19 protein-coding genes, 2 tRNA genes and 4 pseudogenes are annotated in these 22,530 nt (G+C 52.0%); 10 read left to right on the forward strand and 15 right to left on the reverse strand.

Annotated features, from left to right (window positions below):
* Nucleotides 1-4: 4 nt before the first annotated feature.
* A pseudogene (locus IB196_RS12240) lies at nucleotides 5-268 on the reverse strand (GNAT family N-acetyltransferase); the annotation flags it as partial.
* Between IB196_RS12240 and IB196_RS12245 the strand changes: the two are divergent.
* From IB196_RS12245 to IB196_RS12255, 3 genes and pseudogenes are all read left to right on the forward strand, one after another.
* Nucleotides 149-439 (forward strand): annotated as a pseudogene (locus tag IB196_RS12245) (glutathione peroxidase); the annotation flags it as partial. The pseudogenes IB196_RS12240 and IB196_RS12245 sit on opposite strands and share 120 nt — an antisense overlap.
* A gap of 199 nt (nucleotides 440-638) precedes the next feature.
* A tRNA-Val gene (locus IB196_RS12250) sits at nucleotides 639-715 on the forward strand.
* A 3-nt stretch (nucleotides 716-718) separates the two neighbouring features.
* A tRNA-Val gene (locus IB196_RS12255) sits at nucleotides 719-795 on the forward strand.
* A 67-nt stretch (nucleotides 796-862) separates the two neighbouring features.
* Here the strand turns inward: IB196_RS12255 and IB196_RS12260 are convergent.
* Nucleotides 863-1,174 (reverse strand): annotated as a pseudogene (locus IB196_RS12260) (MBL fold metallo-hydrolase); the annotation flags it as partial.
* A 312-nt stretch (nucleotides 1,175-1,486) separates the two neighbouring features.
* On the opposite strand from IB196_RS12260, the gene IB196_RS12265 reads away from it, so the two are divergent.
* Entirely contained in the window at nucleotides 1,487-2,206 is a 720-nt protein-coding gene (locus IB196_RS12265; protein WP_005121266.1) for a substrate-binding domain-containing protein, read from the forward strand.
* On the opposite strand, the gene IB196_RS12270 is transcribed toward IB196_RS12265, so the two are convergent.
* The 6 genes from IB196_RS12270 to puuE form a co-directional block, all read right to left on the reverse strand.
* On the reverse strand, nucleotides 2,196-2,948 hold the full coding sequence (locus tag IB196_RS12270) for an ABC transporter ATP-binding protein (RefSeq protein WP_005121267.1): 753 nt from the start codon (nucleotides 2,946-2,948) through the stop codon (nucleotides 2,196-2,198). The genes IB196_RS12265 and IB196_RS12270 overlap by 11 nt on opposite strands.
* Entirely contained in the window at nucleotides 2,945-3,949 is a 1,005-nt protein-coding gene (locus tag IB196_RS12275; RefSeq protein WP_040233783.1) for an iron ABC transporter permease, read from the reverse strand. Before IB196_RS12275 ends, IB196_RS12270 begins: the two co-directional genes overlap by 4 nt.
* Complete coding sequence (locus IB196_RS12280; RefSeq protein ID WP_040233781.1) at nucleotides 3,936-4,991, reverse strand: ABC transporter substrate-binding protein; 1,056 nt, start codon at nucleotides 4,989-4,991, stop codon at nucleotides 3,936-3,938. The genes IB196_RS12275 and IB196_RS12280 overlap by 14 nt, the downstream gene beginning before the upstream one ends.
* A gap of 164 nt (nucleotides 4,992-5,155) precedes the next feature.
* The gene (locus IB196_RS12285; RefSeq protein WP_188232126.1) at nucleotides 5,156-6,166 is read right to left on the reverse strand and encodes an ABC transporter substrate-binding protein; all 1,011 of its coding nucleotides are present in this window, start codon (nucleotides 6,164-6,166) and stop codon (nucleotides 5,156-5,158) included.
* Between the two features lie 9 nt (nucleotides 6,167-6,175).
* The gene (locus IB196_RS12290; RefSeq protein ID WP_188232125.1) at nucleotides 6,176-8,308 is read right to left on the reverse strand and encodes a TonB-dependent siderophore receptor; all 2,133 of its coding nucleotides are present in this window, start codon (nucleotides 8,306-8,308) and stop codon (nucleotides 6,176-6,178) included.
* Nucleotides 8,309-8,523: 215 nt separating this feature from the next.
* Nucleotides 8,524-9,786, reverse strand: a complete 1,263-nt coding sequence (puuE, locus tag IB196_RS12295; protein ID WP_005121273.1) for a 4-aminobutyrate transaminase — start codon at nucleotides 9,784-9,786, stop codon at nucleotides 8,524-8,526.
* A gap of 105 nt (nucleotides 9,787-9,891) precedes the next feature.
* Between puuE and IB196_RS12300 the strand changes: the two genes are divergently transcribed.
* Nucleotides 9,892-11,370 (forward strand): PLP-dependent aminotransferase family protein, encoded by a 1,479-nt coding sequence (locus IB196_RS12300; protein WP_188232124.1) that lies wholly within the window; start codon nucleotides 9,892-9,894, stop codon nucleotides 11,368-11,370.
* Between the two features lie 77 nt (nucleotides 11,371-11,447).
* Here IB196_RS12300 and IB196_RS12305 read toward each other — a convergent pair whose 3' ends face one another.
* From IB196_RS12305 to IB196_RS12320, 4 genes are all read right to left on the reverse strand, one after another.
* A complete protein-coding gene (locus tag IB196_RS12305) occupies nucleotides 11,448-12,656 on the reverse strand; it encodes a cytochrome c (protein ID WP_149691600.1) in 1,209 nt (402 codons plus the stop codon).
* 3 nt (nucleotides 12,657-12,659) lie between these two features.
* Nucleotides 12,660-14,552, reverse strand: coding sequence for an FAD/NAD(P)-binding protein (locus tag IB196_RS12310; protein WP_040233771.1), 1,893 nt, complete (start codon nucleotides 14,550-14,552; stop codon nucleotides 12,660-12,662).
* Nucleotides 14,553-14,642: 90 nt separating this feature from the next.
* On the reverse strand, nucleotides 14,643-15,116 hold the full coding sequence (locus tag IB196_RS12315) for an ester cyclase (protein ID WP_005121279.1): 474 nt from the start codon (nucleotides 15,114-15,116) through the stop codon (nucleotides 14,643-14,645).
* 11 nt (nucleotides 15,117-15,127) lie between these two features.
* The gene (locus IB196_RS12320; RefSeq protein ID WP_149691602.1) at nucleotides 15,128-16,555 is read right to left on the reverse strand and encodes a gamma-aminobutyraldehyde dehydrogenase; all 1,428 of its coding nucleotides are present in this window, start codon (nucleotides 16,553-16,555) and stop codon (nucleotides 15,128-15,130) included.
* A 304-nt stretch (nucleotides 16,556-16,859) separates the two neighbouring features.
* Here IB196_RS12320 and IB196_RS12325 point away from each other — a divergent pair, with 304 nt between their 5' ends.
* Nucleotides 16,860-17,585 carry a GntR family transcriptional regulator gene (locus IB196_RS12325; protein WP_040233767.1) on the forward strand — a complete coding sequence of 242 codons (726 nt, stop codon included), beginning with the start codon at nucleotides 16,860-16,862 and terminating at the stop codon, nucleotides 17,583-17,585.
* A gap of 24 nt (nucleotides 17,586-17,609) precedes the next feature.
* Entirely contained in the window at nucleotides 17,610-18,308 is a 699-nt protein-coding gene (locus tag IB196_RS12330) for a cache domain-containing protein (RefSeq protein WP_149691603.1), read from the forward strand.
* Nucleotides 18,309-18,400: 92 nt separating this feature from the next.
* Here the strand turns inward: IB196_RS12330 and IB196_RS12335 are convergent, their stop codons facing one another.
* Nucleotides 18,401-19,882 (reverse strand): APC family permease, encoded by a 1,482-nt coding sequence (locus IB196_RS12335; protein ID WP_188232123.1) that lies wholly within the window; start codon nucleotides 19,880-19,882, stop codon nucleotides 18,401-18,403.
* Between the two features lie 482 nt (nucleotides 19,883-20,364).
* Between IB196_RS12335 and IB196_RS12340 the strand changes: the two genes are divergently transcribed.
* Nucleotides 20,365-20,589 carry a hypothetical protein gene (locus IB196_RS12340; RefSeq protein WP_188232122.1) on the forward strand — a complete coding sequence of 75 codons (225 nt, stop codon included), beginning with the start codon at nucleotides 20,365-20,367 and terminating at the stop codon, nucleotides 20,587-20,589.
* A 92-nt stretch (nucleotides 20,590-20,681) separates the two neighbouring features.
* Nucleotides 20,682-20,822: a hypothetical protein gene (locus IB196_RS12345; protein ID WP_003832695.1), complete on the forward strand. Its 141-nt coding sequence runs from the start codon at nucleotides 20,682-20,684 to the stop codon at nucleotides 20,820-20,822.
* A gap of 137 nt (nucleotides 20,823-20,959) precedes the next feature.
* Here the strand turns inward: IB196_RS12345 and IB196_RS12350 are convergent.
* Together IB196_RS12350 and IB196_RS12355 are read right to left on the reverse strand one after the other, a co-directional pair.
* Nucleotides 20,960-21,168 (reverse strand): annotated as a pseudogene (locus IB196_RS12350) (LysR family transcriptional regulator); the annotation flags it as partial.
* Between the two features lie 99 nt (nucleotides 21,169-21,267).
* Nucleotides 21,268-21,447, reverse strand: coding sequence for a hypothetical protein (locus tag IB196_RS12355; protein ID WP_223236938.1), 180 nt, complete (start codon nucleotides 21,445-21,447; stop codon nucleotides 21,268-21,270).
* 248 nt (nucleotides 21,448-21,695) lie between these two features.
* On the opposite strand from IB196_RS12355, the gene IB196_RS12360 reads away from it, so the two are divergent.
* Nucleotides 21,696-22,529, forward strand: a complete 834-nt coding sequence (locus IB196_RS12360) for an ABC transporter substrate-binding protein (RefSeq protein WP_188232121.1) — start codon at nucleotides 21,696-21,698, stop codon at nucleotides 22,527-22,529.
* Nucleotide 22,530 lies beyond the last annotated feature (1 nt).

Below are 22,530 nucleotides of genomic sequence, written 5' to 3' on the forward strand. Positions count from 1 at the left end.
TATGGAATGTCCATAACTGAACCGCAGAGAATTTCTGTTCTTCGCAAAAGTTCATCGCCTCTTGAATCAGTTTTCTACCCAATCCACTGCCGCGACAGCCATCATCGAGAATAAACCAGCGCAAATGCGCTTCATTCGTTTTGCCCTGCACCAGTTCGGTAATCAGGAGCCCGGTGGAGCCGACGAAATTGCGCAAACCTGTCACATCAACTACTGTGTGGGCTTCCCGATGTTTGAGAAAGTGGAAGTCAACGGTGCCGCTACGCACTCGGTATTTCGTTACCTGAAAGACGAATTACCCGGCGCGCTGGGTGGGCGGATCAAGTGGAATTTTACTAAGTTCCTGATCGGGCGTGACGGCAAGCCGCTCGAGCGTTTTCCCCCTTTCACTACCCCAGAGAAAATAGAAACCACTATCCTTACAGCGCTTAAAGTCTGAGCGCCCCTGTAATTCAAACCGACCCTGGTATGCTCCAGTTCGCTGTCTGAATAAAAAACACGCTGCAAAATCAACAAAATATAATCAACTTGCTTAATTACTCTGCAATCGCGTGAAAACATGCAGAAAAATGCTAATTCCCTCTTGCCTCATTCGGTCTGTGCCGCTAATATTCGTCCCCGTTGTCACCTACAACGTTGCGTTCATAGCTCAGTTGGTTAGAGCACCACCTTGACATGGTGGGGGTCGTTGGTTCGAGTCCAATTGAACGCACCATTTGCGTCCGTAGCTCAGTTGGTTAGAGCACCACCTTGACATGGTGGGGGTCGGTGGTTCGAGTCCACTCGGACGCACCAAATCATATCCCTTTGATTTGGTGCCTTTTAGCTTAGAAAATTCTCAAACGTTCTCCTGAAACACATCTTATTCTTTGCGCAGACAAGCAAGATACTTCTGCACCGATCGCACCACAATCTGTCTGACATTGGATTTAATATCCTGACCTTCAAACGCGCCATAGAGTCGGTCGAATCTGACATCCTGTAACGCGCGCATAATGTGGATAACCGCGCTTGCCGGCAATGGCAGCATATTGGGGTAGCTCCACATAAACGACACTGCATCCGCACCGGGAGCGACCTGCAGAATATCGCCCACAAGGATTATCCCCACCCCATCATCAATATGCATAATACTCCCCCCCGCAAAATGTCCGCCCAGGCGTAACAACGTTATAATGCGTTATAGCCCCTTGCGTATCGTCACAGGACATTCCGCAGGTCTCACACAAGATTGTCATTTGTCTTCCCCCTGTACGCATGCCCTCTTCCGTTCCCGTTCAGGATCTTTCATTACGGTCAAAGCATCGAACAAAAAAAAGACAGCGTCAGCATCCCCCCGCACGCTGGATCAAATAACCCTTTGAAAGTGAATACAACACCAAATGATGCCAGCGAAATGGCATCATCAGATGCCTTCAAAATCCCTTGTGCAGAGCGTACCATTCATCTTCTTCACATAACCGCCATAGCCCAGAGATCAGATATTATGCCCTCTTCAATCACCCTGCTTGCTGCGGGAAGTTTACGACTGGCATTTACCCCACTGCTCAAGCAGTTCACCCGCCTTAGCGGCATTGAGGTCAACGTCGGCTATGGCCCGGCAGGCTTGCTGCGCGAGCGTATTGAAGCCGGGGAACCGTGCGCACTGTTCGCCAGTGCAAATCGGGCACATCCGCAACGGCTACTGGACACACACCAGGCCGTTTCCACACATACACTGTGCTGGAATCAACTGGGTCTGGTCACCAACCGGCGCGGTGAGTGGCTGGATTTACTCCGCGACCCGGCGCTGCGTATTGGCACATCCACACCGGGCTGCGACCCTTCCGGTGATTATACCTGGGCATTTTTCGACAACATGGATGCACTGGAGCCGGGCCTTGGACGACAGCTTCGTACACGCGCCCTGCAACTGGTTGGTGGCCGCGATACGCTCAGCATCCCGCCTGGCGAATTGGCAAGCTGTTGGCTTCTTCGCCAGGGGTTGGCCGATCTGTTTATTGGTTACGCACATTATGCAAAAGCACTCGGTTCACCGTCCGATGTTCGCTACGTTGCTATTCCTGCTGAACAGAACATCTTGTGTGAATACCAACTGGCGGTGCTCGATGCTTCTGAAGAGGTGATGAGACTGGTTAAATTTATGCTTGCCCACGACGGTCAGGCATTCCTGACCGCCGCCGGATTCTTGCCTGTTAGCGGTTGATCGCAAACAGCGGCGCAATAAACGGAGTCTGATAGTTTTCCACACTGAATTTTCTCAATGGCAGGCCATAGGCTTGGAACAGATTGTCTTCTGTCACCACGCCGTCCGTCGGCCCTGCCAGCCATTTTCCCTCAGGAAGCAACAGCAGCGTATGAGTTGCAATCTGTAAGGCGTGCAACGGATCGTGCGTCGAGAAAAGCACGCTACAGCCCTGCCGGTGTGCCAAATCGCTGATGAGCTGCAGCACGACCTGCTGATTGGCAAGATCCAACGCTGAACATGGCTCATCAAGCAACAGCGTCTGGCATTCCGTAACCAAAGCACGGGCAATCATCACCAGTTGCTGCTGACCACCAGAAAGTGAGCTAAACGATGTGGCGGCGAGATGCGCAATGTTTAGCTGTTCCAACGCTTGCTCCGCCCGTCGTTGATCCTGACGGCTGGGCTGAGCAAACAATTTTACGTGCTGCGCCCGCCCCATCAACACCACGTCGCTCACCGTATAGGGAAACGGCAGATGGCAATGCTGGGCCACAATGCCTATGCCCCCATGAACGTCAATACTCCCGCCCAGCGCGGGTCGCGTGCCCGTTAGCGTATCCAGCAGCGTGCTCTTACCCAGACCGTTGCGCCCAAGCACCGCCCAGATCTGGCCTTTCTGGCACTGAAAAGTGAGGGGGGCAAACAGCGGAGAGCGATAGCCATAGCTAAGCTGATTCACGCTGAGCGCAACAGATGTCATTGTTTCCCCCGACGACTGGTACGAATGAGTAAGAAGGTAAACAGCGGTGCGCCGAGCAACGCGGTGATGATCCCCAGCGGTATTTCCGCATGCATCAGGGTGCGGGCGATATCATCGACCGCAATCATAAATCCGCCCCCCATCCAAAAAGCACACGGGAGCAAGCGACGATGATCAACTCCCACCAGCAGCCGCGCAAGATGGGGAATAACCAGCCCAACCCAGGCAATGCTGCCACTGACCGCCACCTGAGCAGCAACTAAAAACGCGCAGCATACCAGCACGCTACGCCGCAGCGGAACCACCGCCACGCCCAGCGCTTTAGCATCTTTATCATTGAGCGATAACAGATTTATCCGCCAGCGCAACTGGTACAATATCGTCGCCGCAATGGATACCGGGATCGCCAGCAACAGGACTTTATGCCAGTTAGCCGTGGCAAAACTGCCCAGCAGCCAGAATACGATGTTCGGCAAGGTTTCTTCCGTATCGGCCTGGTATTGAATCAGGCTCACCAACGCGGCAAAGAAACCACTTAAAATAATGCCAGACAAGATCAGCACCAGCGTATTTTCCAGCCCTTGTAAGGCCGCAATGGCATACACCAGAATGAGCGCCGCCAGACCGAAGAAGAAGGTTGAACCCATCATCAGCCACGGCTCAAGGCCCAGCAGAATGGCCAGCGTCCCGCCGAAGGCCGCCCCCGAGGTTACGCCTATGATGTGCGGGTCGACCAATGGGTTGTGAAACACCCCTTGCAAGGTAGCGCCGCACAATCCCAGCGCCCCCCCCGCCAGCAACGCCATCAGAATACGCGGTAGTCTGACTGTCCATATCACCTGACTGGCAATACCCTGCGCATCGCCAAAATGGGTGAGTTGATAAAACACTTCACGTAGCGACAGCGGATATTGTCCAAGACACAGCGAACTGACCCCCAGCACCAATACCCCTGCTATCAGTAACGATTGCAGGGGGAAACCCCGTTTACTTAGCAGCATCAGACTGCCAGTTCACACGATAAAAACGTTGATAGTAATCCTGCGCCTGCGCATCCACATCGACATTTTTATAGGCATCCGGGTAAAGTTTTTTGGCCATCCACAGCTCACCTATTGCCAACGCTTCCGGCATCGGATAGCCCCAGGCTTTGGCATATTCAGGCATCAACCAGACACGATGATTTTTCACCGCATCAATACCCTGCCAGTTAGGATCGTTTTGGATCTCTGTGACCACCTGCGGATATCGGTCCTGAACAAAAATCACCTGCGGGTTCCACGCCAGCACCTGCTCAAGCGCCACCTGACGTGCACCTTTCACGCTGGCCGCCGCCACATTTAACCCACCCGCATGTTGCATCATCAGGCCAGTGTATTTCCCGGAACCGTAGGTCATAAGGTCAGGGTTAGCCATATAAATGCGAACCTTTTGCGCTTCCGGTATGGCAGCAACTGGCGCATTGAATTTTGCTCGCGCCGTAAAGACGTAATTGATCAGCGTTTCCGCCTGCGTTTTACGCCCTACCACATCCGCAATCAGGCGGATCCCCTGCTTTAAGCCTTCGTTGTAGACCTGCTCTTCATCAGCCATCGTCGGGTTCATTTTATTCTGTTGCCCGGCAATATCCTGACGTAACGAGATAGCCACCACCGGGAGACCGGCATTCTGAATCTGCTGGATCATCTCGGCGGGCGCATAGTTGGCGACAAACACTACCTGCGGATGAATCGCCAGCAAACTTTCGATATTCACGCTGGTGAGATCACCAGGCGTAGGCAGCGTAGTTATTGTCGGCATAAACCGGGCAAACTCTGGCCCAAGCTGTTTTTTCCAGCTCGACATCACGCCGACGATATCCTGCGCAGCATCCAGTTGCACCAGAATATTCAGCGTCTGGTGTTGCAGCACAACCACCTTATCGATATGGTCAGGGATCGTGACCTGACGCCCAAGCTGATCGGTGATAGTGCGATCCGCCTGTGCGGAAAAGGCAAAAAACATGCTGGCGCAAACCAGCACAAAAGAGCGAAGAGTTAACATAGATACCATCTGGACTGAGAAAAATTCGATATGCATTAAATTATATAACGAAATGACTGGCAACCCAATATCGCCAGACACGGTATACCGCTACACATGCCGTCACGGCAAATACAGCGTGTAGCCCTGAACTGGCCTGCATTTGCCCGTCAGCGCTTCCCGCTTTACCCCTGAGGGGGTAGCCCGGCTAAAATCCGCATCGCCTGCGCCTCGCTAAGCGAATAATCAAAAAACTGGCGGTAAAAATCGCGGGTTACGTTAACCATATCCAGACCGCTAAACAGTGTTGGATGCAGCGTTGACGCGGCCCACAGCAGCTGTAACGCGCTTTCGGTTCCATAGCGATCCCAGGGGAAGACGCCCGCCGGATTGCGCCAGACTTTGCCCTGTTTCACCGCGTTAAGCTCTTTGAACAACGCTGCATAAGGTGAACTGGCAATATCGCCACATCCCGCCCCGAGAATAATCACCTCCGGCTGCCAATACAGCACCCGCTCGGGTGAGACTTCTTTCATGTTACCGCCCACTTCCCCGGCGACGTTCCGCCCACCAGAGAGCGCAATCCAGGTATCAATCAACGTGTTTCTACCGTCGACTTTCAGTGGGTTCAGCGACTGAATGTGCAGAACCCGCGGGCGCTGATTTTCCGTTAATGTCGCCGTTTTCGCGCGAACATCCGCAATAGTGCGGGTTAAAAATTGATTATATGCCACCGCCCTGGCGCGAGCCTGATCCGTGCCTAACACGTCCGCCGTGGTCGTGACTGACTTTTCCATCGAAGGATAATCAGTAAATGCCATTTCCAGCGTCGGGATACCCGCCTGGTTGTAACTCTGCGCATCCCCCTTGCCCTTTGCGACAAACAGAACATCGGTATGCAGAGCCAGCAGTGCCTCGCTATTGAATGACGTCCCGTGAATTTGTAAGGCCTGATTCAGCGATGGGTTTATTTTGAACATCCACGGCTGGCTCTGTGGATGGTTGACGGTGGCGACAATCTGACGTCCCGCCCCCAGCGTCATCAACACCGAGTGATGGGCAAACCAGCTATCCGCAATACGTTGAACTTGTGTGGGGACGGTTACAGTGTGACCGGCATCATCCACAACCTGACGCGTGGCCAGGGCGGGAAACGCCAGCCACACACAGAGCAACCATGTGTGGCACGTTTTCATCAGCAATCCTTAAAAATCTACCTGAACAGAAATCTGCGCCTGACGTGGGGCGCCAAGTTGCGCACTGGCCGCCCCGGCCCCCGTATAACCCGTCAACGCGCCGGGGACAATATTGGTCCAGTAGCGGCGGTCGGTCAGGTTAGTGATATCAAACCGGAAAGTCGTGGGTGTGTTCCACAGTCTGGTGGCGTAACGGCTACCTATATCCACCGTGGTATAACTGCCTACCCAGGTGTCATTCGCGTTATCGGTAGCCCGACGTCCGACGTAATGCACGTTGGCATCCACATCCAGTCCCTGAACCTGTTCAATGCTATAGACTGCCAGCACATTCGAGGTAAAGCGTGGCAAGCCGACAACCTGCTTGCCATCTGCACTACTGGCGGCAGTATTGTGCAGCATGGGGTCCAACCAGGCGGCTCCCCCTAACACCCGTAAATTTTCTGTGATATGCCCATCGGCCATCAGTTCCAGCCCGCGGTTTTTCTGCGTACCGTCCTGAGCAAATTCGCCGTTGTCGTTGGTATAAGCGAAGGGACGTTTTGCTTCAAATAGCGCCGCGGTGAGCAGCAGATCTTTGACGGGCGCATATTTTGCCCCCACCTCTACCTGATGGCTGCGATACGGATCCAGTACGTGTCCTGCGTTGCTGGCCCCGGCAGGTGCGGTATCGCCCTGCTGCAAACTGTCAGCCCAGGTGGTGTACAGCGTGACGTTCTCAACCGGTTTATACATCAGGCTGGCGGAGCCGCTCATGCCGTTATCCTTTTGGCGACTGGTTTCATGACCGGATTTGTTATAATTGCTGACGGTAAACAGGTTTTCGCTACCAGACAGCAATAAACTCCATTGCGGAGTGAAATGCAGCGTATCGCTTAACAGAAATGCATGCTGCGTAGTGGTCGCCGAATGATAGCGATTAGTAAAGTCAGGATAAGGCGGGCGCGGATAGTCGGGATGCTGATCAAGTGAAGAATGCCCCAGCGTAAAGGTTCCCCCATTTCTCGGGTTATAGTTTTTCCATACAAATCCGCGCATTCCGGTCGCGATATCCTGCGTCAACCAGCCGGAATCAATGTTGCCGGTCAGGTTCGCTAAATAGCTGTTGATCGTAAAGCGACTGGCCGCTGAATTCGAGGTCGTGGTGGTGTAGTGACCCCAATTATCCGTCAGGGTGTTGGTTACCGCCGTCGATTCACGGTCAGCAACCTGGTGTAAGGCCCCCAGATCCAGCATCCAGTTACCGTCAAAATCATGCTTGATGTGCATGTCCGCGGTGGTCGTTTCATCATCATGACCTGCATATGACTGACCATATTTACTGTTAGTCGGATCGAATGCCGAAGGAAACTGCACGCCTTTTGCCAGCGCAAAGCTGCCCGGCATGCCTTTTTCGTAATAATGGTAATAGCTGAAATTACTCTCCAGCACGGTTTTATCGGTCAGCTGAAAATCCAGGCCCAATCCCGCGTACTGTCGGCGAACATGACTATCAGTGGTGTAACTGCGCCCTTCATCATTCATCAGGTTGAGGCGGTACTTCACTCTATCTCCCGCGTCGACAGGCCCGCTGAAATCCAGTGATGCCAGCGTTCCTGACCCTGTACCTTGCCCTACGGTAACCCGATGCAGTGGCATATCCAGAGGGCGTTTCGAGACCAGATTAAACATCCCCGCCGGGTTGGCTGACCCGTACAGTGAACCCGCGATACCGCTCAGTACGTCTATATTCTGGAACTGCTCTGTCGGATATTCGGTGGTGGAAACGGCATTCAGCCCATCAATCATATGGTTTTGCACCACGCTCCCTTGCATGCCACGGGTTTGTGGTCGAACACCCTCTCCCTGCACGGACGGTATGTAGCGATAAACATCCTTAACATCTTTGATTTGTTGCTGATCAATCACTTTTTTCGACAGTGTTTGTACCGACCACGGAACATCAATTAACTCTCGCTGGCCCAGGCTACCGATCGTCGCCTTTTTTTCAGCCGCCGCAGGCTCCTGCCCGGGGAAAGAAGATTGAGCAGGCGCGGAGGCAGTAACGGTAATGGTGTCATCAGCATGGGCCGACAGGGGGGCAGCAAGGCAAGAAAAAGTCAGCAACCCGGAGGCAATTGGGGTGGTTTTGCAATTTAACATGTGTTGATTCAATTCGTTAGATAGAAAGACTGGCGGTCGCTAACACAAGCGCCTTCTCTTGCGGGGCACGTTTATTATATTTGTATGATGAATAGAATAGGCCCAATCGATATATATGTAAATATATAACGATGGGAACTGACGAATTGGCGACAATAAAAAAGCCGACGGTAATGGCTACTGTCGGCTTTACACACGATCGGTGCTGAACGAAATTACTTCATCGACGTTTTGATTATCTCTAACGCTTTTGCAAACTGATCCTGCGGGATAGTCAGTGGGTAAAGGAAGCGGATCACGTTGCCATACTGGCCGCAGGTTAACAGCAGCAGCCCCTGCTCGAGCGCTTTTTTCTGCACGCGCTGCGCGGCGGTAGCACTGGGTTCACCCGTGGCCGCATCGCAGAATTCAGCGGCAATCATCGAGCCTAATCCCCGCACTTCGGCAAGTTCAGGACATACTGCACGCGCATCGGTCAGCACAGCACGCAGTTGCTCGCCAAGCGCTGCCGCACGCTGGCACAGCTTTTCATCACGGATAATATCCAGTACCGCATGAGCTGCCGCAATCGATAGCGGGTTCCCGGCGTAAGTCCCTCCCAGTCCACCCGGCGCGGGCGCATCCATAATATCGGCTTTGCCTACGACACCCGACAACGGCATCCCACCCGCAAGGCTTTTTGCCATGGTCATCAGGTCTGCTTTATCAGCATAGTGATCCATCGCAAACAGCTCCCCGGTGCGGGCAAACCCACTTTGCACCTCATCGGCAATCATCACGATGCCATGCTCATCGCAGATACGGCGAATTGCCGCGACAAATTCCGCCGGTGCGACAACAAAGCCGCCTTCACCCTGGACGGGTTCGAAGATAATCGCCGCGACCTGGCTCGGATCGATATCCGCTTTAAACAAACGCTCTATCGCTTTAATCGAGTCTGCAGTTGAAATCCCCTGCAGCGCAGAAGGATACGGCGCATGGTAAACGGACCCCGGGAACGGGCCGAAACCTTTTTTGTATGGCGCCACTTTGCCGGTTAACGCCATCGTCATGTATGTCCGCCCGTGGAAACCACCGCCAAAGGCGATAACGCCAGGGCGACCGGTGTGAGCGCGGGCAATTTTAACCGCATTTTCCACGGCCTCAGCCCCGGTGGTAAAGAATGTCGTTTTACGCTTACCGTCAATTGGCGCCACGGCGTTGATTTTCTCCGCCAGCGATACATAACTTTCGTAGGGAACAATCTGATAAGCCGTATGGGTAAAGGCTTGCAGTTGCGCTTCAACGGCCTGCACCAGACGCGGATGGCGATGCCCGGTGTTCAGCACGGCAATCCCGGCGGCGAAATCAATATACTGATTGCCTTCAATATCGGTAATCGTGCTGTTTTCAGCCGACTGGGCATAAAAATCACACATCACACCCACGCCACGTGGGGTGGCATCCAGACGACGTTGTTGCAGGTTTTTATTGTTCATTCTCTACACCTTGTCCATAGACACAATTGGTTGAATTACCCTTTAAATTTAGACGCCATCTGGTACTTTAATCGAGAGCCAAATCGTTTTATTTTAAGGATCCAAATGCGTTCACTTGCCGGAGATGTGATCAAGCATGCATTTAGCCAGCAGACTGACGAGAAGCTGCATCGTCGCCTGTATGCCGCCATCTGTAGCTGCATCCTTGAGGGGGGCCTGAAACCCGCTACCCGCATGCCCCCTTCACGCGACCTGGCGAGTGAGCTGGCGTTATCACGGAATACTGTCCTGCGGGTTTACGAGCAGTTGCAGGCCGAAGGCTATATCTCCGCGCGCACCAGCAGCGGTACATTTGTGACCGACAGCGTGCTGGACAATCTCGGTCTGGCCCCTAATAAACCTCCGGTTTCACCTGCGACACGTGAAGACCACGCCAGTTTGTCCTCCCGTAGCCTTGAACTGCTAGGGCATGCCAGCGCCAGCCCTCGCCAGTGGGGGGCTTTTATTCCTGGTGTACCGGACGTGCATTCTTTCCCGCATCGCGCACTGAAAAAGATTCAGGATCGGTTGGCAAGGCGGCTACGCCCGGAGTTTCTCACCTACGATGCCACTGGTGGTTTGATTGAACTGAAAGAAGCGCTGGCGGATTATCTGCGCACCGCACGCGGCGTGCGCTGTACGCCAGATCAAATATTGATTACCGAGGGTATTCACCAGGCGTTGGATCTGGTAACCCGCTCGTTGTGTAATCCTGGCGATAATACGTGGATTGAAGAACCCGGTTACTGGGGAATAAAAAACATTCTGCGCATCAATGCCGTCAACTTTTCGGCCATCCCGGTTGATGAACAAGGCATGGTTCCGCCTGCTTGCGTCGAACCTGCGCCGAAACTTATTTTTGTGACACCGTCACATCAATATCCGCTTGGCCCGGTAATGAGCCTTGGTCGACGACGGCAGCTACTCTATCAGGCTCGTGAAACGCACAGCTGGATTGTGGAAGATGACTACGACAGCGAGTTTCGTTTTTCCGGCCAACCCATCCCGTCATTGCAGGGACTGGAAGAAGATGCTCCGGTTATCTATATCGGCACCTTCAGCAAGACCCTCTATCCGGCACTGCGGCTCGGGTACGTTGTGATACCCAAACCGCTTGCCGCCCCACTGATGAAGGTACATAACGATCTCTATCGTGGTGGTCATCTCCTGATTCAGGCGGCGCTGGCTGAGTTTATTCGTGAGGGTTACTATGCGGCGCACATCCGTAAAATGCGCCAGTTATATAGCCGCCGACGCCATACGTTGGTAGAGCTCATCATCAGCCAGCTTGGTGAGGATTATCTGGGACCTTACAGCAGCAACGCCGGACTACATCTGATTTTACAGCTACCTGTGGGTACTGATGATAGCGCCATGGCCCAACAGGCCAACGCACAAGGTCTTCTGGTTCGCCCGCTTTCACGGTACTACGTGAAAGAAGAAAAACGCAGCGGTCTGCTGCTGGGCTTTGCCAGTATTGAAGAACATGAGATGGCTGCGGCGTTTACCCGACTGGCGGGTATTATCAGGATAAACACCGAGTAAGCACTGTCATCCGGCCTACAAAAATGCGTAATTCGTAGGCCGGATAAGCGCAGCGCCATCCGGCATCATTGCATAGATTAATGTGAGGCTTTTTTAATCCCGGACAGATCTTCCTGGCTAACCTCACCATTACCTTCACCCCAGCTTTTACGCACGTAATTGATCACATCGCGCATTTCGCTGTCGCTGAGCAACCCGCCATAGGCTGGCATCTTAAAAGAGACATTCCCCCGTGTCGTCGGTGTTTCTGCGCCGTGGGCAATCACCCTGAACAACGGCGTTGGGTCATCTACCATCACTAACGGGTTGTGAATGAGCGAAGGTGCATTATCATCGGTCCCTTTCCCTTCCAGACCATGACAGGTCGAGCAGTAGCGGTTATAGGTCACTTTACCCGCTTCCGGCGAATTCGACCAGGAGGCCGTAGCGGCTGCCGTACGCGCCGATTCCGTCTTCGCGCTTTTCAGGCTCAACAGATACTGCGCAATCGCCGTGGCATCTTCGTCCGTCAGATACTGTGTGCTCTGGCTGACGACTTCAGACATCGATCCCGATACTGCAGCATGTTTGCTTTTCCCCGTCAGCAGCAATGACGTTAACGCCTGCTCAGACATCCCGGTTCCCCGCAGCGATGGCGCATACCAGCCGTCGATCATCGCCCCGCTCAGGTACTCAGCATCGGCATTGGTATAGGCTTTTTCGTTCATCGCCATCCCTCTCGGGGTATGGCATGACCCGCAGTGCCCCGGACCTTCCACCAGATAAGCACCCCGTTTTACCCGCGCTGCCGTATCATCCGCTTTGTTGTCTTCAACAGCGGCAGTCGGTGCATCGGTAAACAACCAATTCCAGATATGCAGCGGCCAGCGGGCCGAGATCAGCCAGGGAATAGCGTTCTCTTTATTGGGCTCTGCTGACGGCTTAACATCATGCATGAAATAGCTATACAGCGCCTGAACATCTGCGTCGGACAGTTTCGAGTAAGAAGGATAAGGCATCGCCGGGTACAGCGGATGACCGTCTTTAGCAATCCCCTGGCGCACGGCCTTCTCAAAATCGTCGTAAGAATAGTTACCGATACCGTGAGTCTTATCCGGGGTAATATTCGTCGAATAGATATCACCAACCGGCGTGGGGAACTTCTTGCCTCCCGCCATCGCTGCGCCGCCTTCCGCGGTATGGCATGCCACGCAGTCTGAAATCCTCGCGATGTACTCACCGTTAGATTCAGCGGCCGAGACAGAAGCGGTAAACAGGCAGGTGATTAGAACGGTTACATTACGCATAGATCACCCCATATCCTTGAGTTCATTAACCGCGCGCCATGCCTGATCGATCGCAGCATGAGCATAAGCGCTCCAGTCAGCATCAGAGTTAGCGATAGCAATACGTCCGATTGGTTTACGCGCCCGCTCAATAATCTCCGGCATTTTTTCCATATCGTCGAACAGTGAATTAGCGTAATACGCATAACCATGCGCCCAGCGGTTAACAGTAATGGCCGCGATATCCCGCTGGTTGTCAAAACCGGTTGAACCAAACATTTCCTGCAACTGAGAACGGATCATCTCTTCATGCGCGGCAAACGTAGTCCCCAGCAAATAAGCGCGTCCCAAACGGAACTGCTCCCTCGCGGACAGATTACTGCCGGGATACGTGGGCACATAGACCATATGAATTACCATTGGCTCGTCCGGCGAGGCCGGGTGTTGATATCCGCCGATACTGACCGGATAGTCGAGCTTGATTCGGCTGTATGGCGCGGCCGGTGAATAAAACTCATGAACCCCCAGTTGCTTAAACGCTTGCCAGTTTTTGACCACCACATTGGTGTACACCAGCGGCGCCTTCACGTTCAGTTTGAGATCGGCCTGCTGCTGCTCTGGCGTTTCCGGTACCAGATACGGGATCATCATGTTATAGCCCGCCATAATGGCGTTCTTACCGCGCACGCGATGCATTTTGCCATCGCGTAGCCAGGTGACGGCAACGCCCCCCTCCACGTTTGCCGCATTAATCACCGTGCTGTTCAGGCGTAAACGCGTGGTATTTTCCGGCAGGTCGAGCTTTTCATAATCCAGTCTGGCGAGGACAGAATCTTCCATGGTATTGCCCGGCAGCGCGTCCGGCAGCATGTGTCTGACCAGCAACCGTGCCAGACCCGCATTGCCATCCGGGAAATGATAGACATATGGCTCTTCGAGGTCGGCCAGCGATTCACCGTCCAGCGGCGGCAGCCCTAACGCTTCCATTCCCGGCAATGCGCACGCACGAGCATCACTACCGGATATGCCTTCAATACCGATGGCAAAGAAATCGTTGGAACGCTGCTGGAAATAGAGCAACGCCATTTTGCTTAAACCGACCCTGGTGGAAAGAAACTCACTATAGCTGTGTGTATCCAGCCATTCCGTTTTCTCATCAACCGTCATCCCAGCAAGATAATCAACCGGATGCACATGCAGATCGATCAGGGCTTTACGATCTTCCTCACTCAAGGGGAAGTCGTTAATAAAGTCTTCGATATTCCGGCCATTGAGCCGATCCGGCGGAATATCATCGGATACCGCACGCCCCGGATCGCCGCTGACTATTTTCGTCTCACCAAAATTCTTTTTATCGAAGAAGACGCCGCGACTAAGCTGCCAGTCGGGATAGAAATTAACGTCAAAACTCTTTTTCAACCGCGTGACGCTCACGCCGACGGTTTCCATCAGCTTATTCACTTCGGGGCTGAAATTATGCGCGGGTGACTGAAAAGCTTCACTCCCGCCATATCCGATAAGTTTTTTGCCTGCTGAGGTGAATTCGTTGCGTTTGGCGTGACCACCAAAATCATCATGGTTATCGAGGATCAGCACCTTGCTGTTTTTCCCGGCCAGTTCATGCCAGAAACAACCCGCGGCCAGTCCGCTGATACCACCGCCCACAATCACCAGATCGTACTCTTCCTCGATGGGCAGAGTGCTTAAATCAAAGTGCTTATGTTCACGGCCTAACGCATGGGCCATTTCAAACGACCCCGGATGGTTACCGCGTAGCCCCGTTAACGCCGGCGGATAATAACTTCCATCAATAAATTCGTGCCCCTTTCCTGCCGCTCTGACCAGATCCAGAGGGGTCAGTCCCGCAGCGATAGTCACCGCCACGCCGTTGAGAAAATCACGTCGGGTAATTGCCATTAACTTTGTCCTTTTGCCACTGACACATTGTCCTAAAAAACACTACAAATGAGAGGTTCCCCCTCGCAGATACAAGGAGGATACCGCCGACTACTTCACTGGCTTTAGCTCTTCATCCAGTTTTTTAGCGTCATAATAATCACCCTGCCAGGTGATTTTTCCTGCCTTAACATGAATATAGCTGACACCTTCAAATTTGATCGGATTATTTGTCGGCGGGCTTCCCGCCCATTCACCGCTATTTTTACCCGAGAACTCCCAACGAAATGCCACGGTATCTTCATCAGCGACAGGTTTACCGACCATTTTCCAGGTCAGATCCGGGACCGCCTTAATAAATGCACCGATCACGTCTTTTTCAGCTTTTTCCCGACCGGTTACCGGCTCTCCTGCGGCGGCATCGTAATAAACGGCATCATCCGCCAGGTACTGGGCAGCCAGCGGCGCATTATGCGCATTCCATGCTGCCATATACGCTTTTACCGTGTTCAGCGGTGAGCTTTCTGCCAGGCTGAATCCTGAGAACATCACCAATGAAAGTGCGGCTATTTTTAATGTTTTCATCGTATTACCTGTTATTCGGAAATATCACACATGATATGTTTCACCCGGGTATACTCATCGAGCGAATAAGAGGAGAGATCTTTTCCGTAGCCGGATTTTTTGAATCCACCGTGCGGCATTTCGGCGCACAGAGGAATATGACTGTTAATCCATACGGTGCCGAAATCGAGATCAATACTGAAACGCTGAGCGCGACTGTGATTGCAGGTCCAGACGCTCGCGGCCAGGCCATATTCCACATCATTCGCCTTGCGCAACGCGTCTTCATCACCAGAAAACGACTGGATGGTCATTACCGGGCCAAACACTTCGTGTTGGATGGCTTCATCATGTTGATGCAGGCCGGAAATTATCGTTGGCTCAAAGTAGAAACCCGGTCCAGGCCCCGCATGACCACCTGTTTCAATTTTCGCATGTGCAGGTAAACGCTCAATAAACCCCTTCACCTGCTCAAGCTGGTTTTTGCTATTCAGAGCGCCATATAACGCATCCTGATCCTGCGGAGGACCAAACTTGATACTTTTGGTTTTTTGGATCAGTTTTTCCAGGAACGTCGCATAGACAGAATCTTCCACCAGGATGCGCGTGGCGGCAGTACAATCCTGTCCGCCATTGAAAAATCCTGCGGTTGTGATGGCAGTAATCGCCTTGTCCATATCGGCATCAGCAAACACAACGGCGGGCGCTTTGCCACCCAGTTCAAGATGGGCCTTTGTCAGGTTCGCTGCTGCTGATGCCGCAACCTGCAGACCCGCGCGTACCGAACCGGTAATCGACACCAATGAAGCCGTCGGGTTAGAAACCACCAGCGAGCCAGTACTGGCCTTGCCCAACACGACGTTAAACGCCCCGCGCGGAAATAAGGGTGCCGCCAGTTCAGCCAGGAGCAGCGTACTTACCGGGGTGGTATCGCTCGGTTTTAAAACTACCGTATTGCCTGCGGCCAGCGCCGGTGCAATCTTCCACACTGCCATCATAAACGGGTAGTTCCACGGTGTAACTTGTCCCACAATGCCCAACGGCTCACGACGAATCGTTGAGGTGAACCCGGCGGAATATTCTCCGGCGGCCTTCCCTTCCAGACAACGCGCTGCGCCGGCAAAAAAACGGATCGCATCGCACGAGGCTGCGATCTCTTCTTTTTCGATAAAATGACGCAATTGACCGGTTTCCTGGCTTTGCGCGTTGACCAGTCGTTCAACATTTTTTTCTATCTCATCCGCCAGTTGCAGCAGTGCTTTTTGCCGCTGGGCTGGTGTCGATTTCTTCCACGTGTTAAAGGCCGCCGCGGCCGCCAAGTAGGCAAGCTCCACCTCAGTCGCACCGGCATTAGGCGATAACGCGTACGTTTCACCGTCAACCGGGCTCACCAGCTCAAACATGTCTTCTGTGTTACCCGCTACATATTGCCCGTTTATAAAATGCTTCAGGGTTCTCATGCTTGTCTCCCGCCAATTAATACATAAAGAATCTTATGTAATATATATATTGTAAAAGTTTTTCAAATGCGCAACATTGACACTATGATAAACCTCGCATTTTTAACTTAAATTTTACATTTTCAGGGTAAGGCTTTTCATCGTCAGCGCGCAGTGCGTTTTGACGCTATCGGGACACACATCCGCCTGTGCAGCGATGTTGCGCATGGGCAGGTAAAATAACGCGGCCATTCTGACCTTTCGTGCCCCGCGGGCATGTGTTAAAAATGGTCGTTGTTTCAGGGAATTGAGTGCAGAAAAGATTATGATTACTCATGCGGTCATATTTGCGCCTATCGGGCAGGTCAGTCGTTCAGACCAAATAGTGCAGCGCCTTTCAAACGCCATTATTACCGGGTTGCTGGAGCCAAAAGAACAGCTGCCCAATGAAACCGATTTGGCAAAAATGATGGGTGTCTCACATATCACTATCAGAGAAGCGCTCAATACGCTTCGGGCTAATAATCTTATCCATACGGTTCGTGGCCGTAATGGCGGGAGCTTCGTTTGCGAGAATATTGATGGCAAAAATAGCGCCCTGCATCCGTTTAAATCGATCAGTACCGATTACCTTTCGGATTTAGGCGAAATGCATTGCGCCATTATCAGCCACAGCGCCAGGTTAGCCTCCAGACGCATGACCGCGGCGGATATTGCCAAATTTCGCGAGTTTGTAGACGTGCTGAGGAAAGCCGACTCACCTGAACTAATGACTCAGGCCGATATGCGTTGTTTGCTGGCAATTGCGGCCAGCTCTCATTCGGCACGGCTGGCCAACCAGGAGCTTCAGGTCCAGGCCGAGTGGGCATCACTGGTGGCAATACTCTATCGCGCCGACAATATTCATGCGGAAATTATTGCGCTTTATTCGGCGCTGGCCGACGCGCTAGCCGCCCATAACGAGACCGGGTCAGTCCAGTACGCCACGCAGATCATCGACACGTTTACCTATTACCTTATTGAAAAAAAGCTGAAATATAACTCGAACTGACAATCAGTGAAGGCAGGACAGATCATGAGCTCTTCGACATCCTTAAGCGCATTAATCCGTAAAATTGATGATATTACCGTCTCTACCGTAGAGTCTACCGTTGCGCTGGCGAGGAGCATTCACGAGGCCATTGCCGGTGTGCAAAAGGGCTCAGCCGAAGTTGTCCTCGACCCCGCTGTCAGATCAACGGTTCAGCAACACATCAAGAGCACACTGAACAACAATCACTACTGTTCGGGCGCAGGTTTCGCCAGCCATATTGAGAGTACAGCAACCAGCAAAGAATATTGGCTGCTGGAATGGTGGTATAAAAAAGATAATGGATTGAGTCAGGCACATCTGGATTTGGATCAGGCGACGCAACAGCGGCTGGATTTCAGAACCTTTGAGTGGTTTAAGCATTCGCCTCCGGCAGGTGAAGCGTACATCCATGGCCCGTATGTCGACTATATCTGTAACATCTCCTATACCCTAACCTCAGCGGTTCCGGTTTACTACCATGATCAGTTCCTCGGCGTCGCCGCCGTCGATCTGCTGGTCAGCCAGATAGAAGCCGAACTGCTCTCCTGCCCTCACCCTGATTATGTCATTCTGACCAATCTGGAAAACCGGATCATCTTTTCCAGTTGGCCGCGCTTTCGCGTCGGTGAATTATTGTCACCTGCGCACAGCACGGTGGTGTATCAAAGCGACTACTTTATCCTTTATCACTACCAGAAATAGTCAATTCAAGACTGAGCGTTACCGGATAAGGATGCCAGCGTCGTATCCGGCGCGCAAAACGTGCGAAACTAAGGGCCCGAAGGCCCTTAATTTTAGTTATCCTGCCCCATATTGAGCTTCGTGGCGTAGGCAATAGCATCGTTTTCCGGTGCAGCCGAGCGGCCAAACGGTCGGGTAAGGAACATGTAGATCAATCCTGAACCTACCACAATCGCCAGACCAAACAGTACTGTCCACCGATCGATGAAATCACTGCTGTCAGCAGGCTGTGCCAGTAACCAGATCCCACACAGACCGTAAGCCAATGCCAGCACGTTTACAATCACCCCCCAACCTCCAATCGTCCACTCTCCGGCGGGTTTCCAGCCTTTCAGGCGTTGACGCAGCGCGGCCAGTACCACCATCTGGAATGAAATATAAATGCCGATCACAGCAAATGCGGTGATACGCGATAAGTTATCTGGCTGGAAATAGACCCAGACACAAATGATAACCGGCAACACGCAGCTGACGACCATGGCATTATCCGGGACACCATTTTTAGAAATTTTGGCCATCCACTCGCTGCCCGGCAGCATTCTGTCGCGGGAGAAAGAATAGATAAGACGACTTAATGCCGCTTGCAGAGACAGAATGCACGACAGCATCGCGATAATCGCGACGACGATAAAGACCGTCGCACCGGTTTCCCCCAGCGCTTCATTGAGGATTGCCGGGATCGGATCGGCGGTTTTACCATTCACGATACTTACCAGGTTCGGTGACGCCAACAGATAGCCCATGACGGAAATAATGGCGGAGATCGCGCCAAACACGATACTTAAAACCATGGCTACCGGAATTTTTTTGCTTGGATTTTGCACCTCTTCTGCCACGTTACCGCACGCCTCAAAGCCAAAGAACATAAACAGGCCCATCAACGCGGCAGACATAAAGGCGGTGGAATAACTTCCGTCATGCGCCAGTACCCCCATCGAATCAAAGATGACGGAGAAAGGCTGTGAACGGTGGAAAATTAGCAGGTAAATACCCAGCGCAATCACGCTGACGATTTCACACCAGAAACCAATTTTGGCGACCCTCGCCAGATTCCTTGTCCCGGACATATTAACGGCCATCATCAAGAGCAGCAGCAAGACGGAGGTCACCAGCATGGTGGCGGGTGTCTGGCCATAATGAAAGAGTGATTCCACAAATGTTGATGTGTATTCCGCGATCGAGGTAATCGTCACCACCAGCGCCCACAGGTAGATCCAGGCGGCGATCCACGCATATTTCTTACCCCACAACCTTCTCGCCCAGGGATACAGCCCCCCGGTGATCGGATATTGAGACGCAACCTCACCAAACACCAGGGCGACTAACAACTGCCCACACGCGACGATCAAAATCCACCACACAGCGGGGGGGCCCGCCAGCGTCACTGCCAACGCGAACAGCGAATAAACAGCGGTAAGCGGCGACAGGTAGGTAAAACCCAACGCAAAATTTGAAATAAGCCCGATCGAGCGGTTGAACTGTTCTTTGCCATCTTTTTGAAAATTATCGTTTTTCTTATCAGGTGTCTGTTCCATATTGCTTTCTCTTTTGTGGAATAGTCGCAGGGTTGAACAATTAATGTATAAAAGATATTAAGTTATATGTATAGTCATTTTGTCGCATATTTGTTAAAACAAATCGCACATCACGTTCCTGAATAAACAAGGATACGCCTCAATTTATTAACATTTAATTAACACAAAAGGTGAATTATGAGAGGTTTTCAGGGGTGAGGGGTAAGATGGTTGATACCCTCCGGATGAGTGTTTCTGCCCAGGTACGCATCAGTGGAAACGACGATTTTTGAGTTAACGCAGGCTTTCTTCTTTTCCAGCGACTCGCGAGTTACGCGAGGGAAACATTAACAGAACGTACAGTGCCAACCCACCGTCACTCACCAGGGCAAACGCAACAATAACCAAAGACACATCATAATTTCCTGTCAGATCTTTCAACCGTCCCATGAGCGGCGGAAACACCAGGCCTGCTACGTTGGCAACTGGTTGTCACCCGTCTGATGTTTGAGCCCAACGCCGTCAACGTAACTGCCCGCGATCTGGCCGCGATTGAAGACGGGGTATGGGAAACCGAGCATGCGGTTGAGCAGCACCGTCTGCTGCTGGAAGCAATACGCCTGCGTCAAGGCGCGACGGCCAGGGAATATATGCGCAATATTATTCTCAGCGCCGCGAACCGCCATCTGTGGGAGACGCTGCCGGAAAAATACGCTGACCTGGTATAAGAACGTGCTTAGTAGCAATAATCGCTGCTGTTCAGCAACATTTTTGCAATATAATGGAACGGTGTTAAACGCTGAACCTGAGCAGGTGAATGATGGAAATTGATCTCGATAATCTGGTCTTTGATGGACTGGAAGAAGCGCAAGAGCGTAATGCTGAACGTCTGGAAGATGCTGACAAAAAAGCGCAGGAAATTATTGCTGATAATGACTGCGGCGATGCCTGCAAAATCTAATTTCTGAACCGGCGCAATGCCGGTTTTTTTTAGTCAGCCTGTGCTTCACGCCGTATAACGCAACGCCTCAATCAACTGTGCAAAGGCTGCGGTATGTTGTCTACGGCTGGGATAGTACAGGTAATAACCGGGAAAAATTGCAACGCATGTTCCCCGAGCGTCAGACGGATATTACCCGCCACACGCTGACGAATATCAGTTAATGCCAGTAGATCCGTTGCAATGTCATCGAAACGCGGACTGATACTGTTGATAAGCCGTTCTCCGGCTTCGCTGCGGCGCGGGTAAAACTACGTTCACGGGCAACGACAATGAGATAATAGAGATCGTTAAAATTATCACGCAACCTGTTTTGATGTATGTTACCGGTCAGAATTAGGATTCAGTAGTATTACTGATTATTTTGCACACTTCATTCCAGTACACTTCGCGCGTCTGGCGAAGTTCAGCGTGTTGTTTTATCACGGAACCACTCCGGATCAATGTTGGCGATATCCACCCCATACAGGCTGGCGACAGGAAGAACAGACTCCACAACACGCTGAAGATTTCGTTCCGCACTATGTTGTAGAGTCTGTGGATGTCGATTCTTTATACGCAACCAAAGATATTTAACCCCATTCATCTTCTCCGCCTTCTCTGTCTGTTGGACACAACGTATTCCAACGCAGAATGCGTAAAAAATGAAATGCGAATTTTTGCCAACGTTGTGCACTATTTTGCATTTCGATTTTTCATTATTTTCACCCGTAATTAACACCTCTTTCACTAATATCATTTTGTATATAGATAAGAATTTTTTCTTATTTGGTCACCGCCGCAAGTTATGGGAGCGTAAAAAGCACAAACCAAAACAACAGGGATTCAAAGAAAATGATGGCAACGACGATTCACAGCACAAAAAAAACATGGCTGGCACTCAGTGTCCTGCTGGCGTCAGGCATTGCCGCGTCATACGCTCAGGCCGATCAACTGGCCGATATCAAAGCCACAGGCGTGGTTAAAATCGCCACCTTTGACGCCAATCCACCGTTCGGCTCTATTGATGCAAAAACGCATAAAATTGTCGGCTACGACGTTGATTTCGCAGAAGCGCTGGCTAAATCACTTGGCGTTAAACTGGAACTGGTCGCCACCAATCCGGCTAACCGTATACCGTTATTGCAGTCCGGTAAGGCCGATTTAATCGTAGCGGATATCACTATTACACCTGAGCGTGCACAGGTTATCGATTTCTCCGCCCCTTACTTCGTTACCGGACAGCAATTCCTCGTTCCGGCAAAATCGCCGGATAAGCTTGATGACTACAGTAAGGCTCGTATCGGTGCGGTGAAAGGGACGACAGGTGAGCAGGCGTTGCATCAGCGTTTTCCACAATCACGTGTGCTGGCCTATGACGATATTCCGCTGGCATTAACCGCCCTGCGTAATGGTAATGTCCAGGCGATCACCCAGGACAGCACCATTCTGGCAGGGTTGTTAGGCGGTGCACCGGATAAAGCAAATTTCAAAATTTTGCCCGACCTGTTGAGCAAAGAAGAAATTGGTGTGGGAGTGAAAAAAGGTGAACCTGCGCTATTGAAAGCCGTGAACGACGAGCTGTTAAAGCTCGAGTCTACCGGTCAGGCAGCCAAAATTTATGATGTCTGGTTTGGTCCGCAAACCAAAAATCCGCAGCCCCGCGCCTTCAAAATAGAAGCGAAGTAAT

The sequence above is a fragment of the Citrobacter sp. C6_1 genome (assembly GCF_014596835.2).
GTDB classification, from domain to species: domain Bacteria; phylum Pseudomonadota; class Gammaproteobacteria; order Enterobacterales; family Enterobacteriaceae; genus Citrobacter; species Citrobacter pasteurii.

What these genes read in the sequence shown, in the direction of transcription:
- IB196_RS12265 (WP_005121266.1), top strand. Translation starts at nt 1,487, where the DNA reads ATGCCCTCTTCAATCACCCTGCTTGCTGCGGGAAGTTTACGACTGGCA.
- IB196_RS12270 (WP_005121267.1), bottom strand. Translation starts at nt 2,948, where the DNA reads ATGACATCTGTTGCGCTCAGCGTGAATCAGCTTAGCTATGGCTATCGC.
- IB196_RS12275 (WP_040233783.1), bottom strand. Translation starts at nt 3,949, where the DNA reads ATGCTGCTAAGTAAACGGGGTTTCCCCCTGCAATCGTTACTGATAGCA.
- IB196_RS12280 (WP_040233781.1), bottom strand. Translation starts at nt 4,991, where the DNA reads ATGTTAACTCTTCGCTCTTTTGTGCTGGTTTGCGCCAGCATGTTTTTT.
- IB196_RS12285 (WP_188232126.1), bottom strand. Translation starts at nt 6,166, where the DNA reads ATGAAAACGTGCCACACATGGTTGCTCTGTGTGTGGCTGGCGTTTCCC.
- IB196_RS12290 (WP_188232125.1), bottom strand. Translation starts at nt 8,308, where the DNA reads ATGTTAAATTGCAAAACCACCCCAATTGCCTCCGGGTTGCTGACTTTT.
- puuE (WP_005121273.1), bottom strand. Translation starts at nt 9,786, where the DNA reads ATGAACAATAAAAACCTGCAACAACGTCGTCTGGATGCCACCCCACGT.
- IB196_RS12300 (WP_188232124.1), top strand. Translation starts at nt 9,892, where the DNA reads ATGCGTTCACTTGCCGGAGATGTGATCAAGCATGCATTTAGCCAGCAG.
- IB196_RS12305 (WP_149691600.1), bottom strand. Translation starts at nt 12,656, where the DNA reads ATGCGTAATGTAACCGTTCTAATCACCTGCCTGTTTACCGCTTCTGTC.
- IB196_RS12310 (WP_040233771.1), bottom strand. Translation starts at nt 14,552, where the DNA reads ATGGCAATTACCCGACGTGATTTTCTCAACGGCGTGGCGGTGACTATC.
- IB196_RS12315 (WP_005121279.1), bottom strand. Translation starts at nt 15,116, where the DNA reads ATGAAAACATTAAAAATAGCCGCACTTTCATTGGTGATGTTCTCAGGA.
- IB196_RS12320 (WP_149691602.1), bottom strand. Translation starts at nt 16,555, where the DNA reads ATGAGAACCCTGAAGCATTTTATAAACGGGCAATATGTAGCGGGTAAC.
- IB196_RS12325 (WP_040233767.1), top strand. Translation starts at nt 16,860, where the DNA reads ATGATTACTCATGCGGTCATATTTGCGCCTATCGGGCAGGTCAGTCGT.
- IB196_RS12330 (WP_149691603.1), top strand. Translation starts at nt 17,610, where the DNA reads ATGAGCTCTTCGACATCCTTAAGCGCATTAATCCGTAAAATTGATGAT.
- IB196_RS12335 (WP_188232123.1), bottom strand. Translation starts at nt 19,882, where the DNA reads ATGGAACAGACACCTGATAAGAAAAACGATAATTTTCAAAAAGATGGC.
- IB196_RS12340 (WP_188232122.1), top strand. Translation starts at nt 20,365, where the DNA reads ATGTTTGAGCCCAACGCCGTCAACGTAACTGCCCGCGATCTGGCCGCG.
- IB196_RS12345 (WP_003832695.1), top strand. Translation starts at nt 20,682, where the DNA reads ATGGAAATTGATCTCGATAATCTGGTCTTTGATGGACTGGAAGAAGCG.
- IB196_RS12355 (WP_223236938.1), bottom strand. Translation starts at nt 21,447, where the DNA reads ATGAATGGGGTTAAATATCTTTGGTTGCGTATAAAGAATCGACATCCA.
- IB196_RS12360 (WP_188232121.1), top strand. Translation starts at nt 21,696, where the DNA reads ATGATGGCAACGACGATTCACAGCACAAAAAAAACATGGCTGGCACTC.